Origin of the sequence: Streptomyces spinoverrucosus, assembly GCF_006539505.1 — a bacterium.
Lineage (GTDB): Bacteria > Actinomycetota > Actinomycetes > Streptomycetales > Streptomycetaceae > Streptomyces > Streptomyces spinoverrucosus.
Genome location: NZ_BJND01000184.1, coordinates 1 through 1,335, shown reverse-complemented (window position 1 = coordinate 1,335; position 1,335 = coordinate 1). Strand labels below are relative to the sequence as shown.

The 1,335-nt window shown below is 72.7% G+C and carries 1 protein-coding gene; it reads right to left on the bottom strand.

Features of this window, described 5'->3' with window-relative positions:
- Positions 1–1,335, bottom strand: a 1,335-nt coding sequence (locus SSP24_RS42420) for an acyl carrier protein (protein ID WP_244951819.1), incomplete at both ends; no start/stop codon positions are given.

Genomic DNA, 1,335 nt, shown 5'->3' with positions numbered 1-1,335 from the left:
CCGAGAGCCGCTCCACCAGGAGCAGGCCCACACCCTCCGACCATCCGGTGCCGTCCGCCGTGTCCGAGAACGACCGGCACCGGCCGTCCGCCGAAAGCCCGCGCTGCTGCGAGAACTCGACGAACCCCTGAGGTGTCGACATCAGCGTCACGCCACCCGCGAGCGCCAGGTCGCACTCGCCGACCCGCAGCGCGTTCACCGCCTGGTGCAGGGCCACCAGCGACGACGAGCAGGCCGTGTCGACGGTGACCGCCGGACCTTCGAAACCGAAGGTGTACGACACCCGGCCCGAGGCGACACTGCCCGCGTTGCCGCTGAACAGATAGCCCTCCATGTCCTCGGGGACGTGCCGCACCCGTGAGGCGTAGTCGTGGTACATCACGCCCGTGTACACGCCGGTACGGCTGCCGCGCAGCGTCGACGCGTCGATACCGGCGCTCTCCAGCGCCTCCCACGCGGTCTCCAGAAGAAGCCGCTGCTGGGGGTCGGTGGCGAGGGCCTCCCGCGGGGACATCCCGAAGAACTCGGGATCGAAGTGGTCACCGTCGTACAGGAATCCGCCGTGCCGGGAGTACGTCCGGCCCGGCGTGCCCGGCTCCGGGTCGTACAGCTCCTCCACGTCCCAGCCGCGGTTGGCGGGGAACTCGGAGATGGCGTCGACCTCGTCGGCGACCAGGCGCCACAGATCCTCGGGCGAGTTCACCCCGCCCGGGTAGCGGCAGGACATACCCACGATCACGACCGGGTCCTCGGCGGCGGCCGCGGCGGGCACCGCAGCGTCGGTCGTCCCGCGCGTCGCGGGGGCGATCAGGGTCGACAGATGGGCGGCGATGGCCGCCGGAGTGGGATGGTCGAAGACCAGGGTGGTGGGCAGCCGAAGCCCGGTCGCCTCCCCCAGCCGGTTGCGCAGCTCGACCGCGGTCAGCGAGTCGAACCCCAGCTCCTTGAAGACCCGGTCGGCGTCGACCGCGTTGTGGTCGGTGTGGCCGAGTACGCCGGCCACATGACCACGCACCAGGTCGGTCAGCAGCCGCAGCCGCTCGGCCCCGGAGACCGCGGCCAACTGCTCGACCAGCGACGACCCCCCGGTCGCGGCGGCCGCGGCGCGGCGGCGGGCCGCGGGCACGAGCGAGCGCAGCAACGGCAGCGGCTCGGCGCCCTTGCGGCGCAGCGCCGCGAGATCCAGCCGGGTCGCCGCCAGCACCGACTGGTCCGTGCTGGACGCCGCGTCGAACAGGGCCATGCCCTCGTCCGACGCCAGCGGGAGCAGCCCGGAGCGGGCCATCCGCTGGACGTCGACCTCTCCCAGATGGCTGGTGCTGGCGCTGCTCTCCT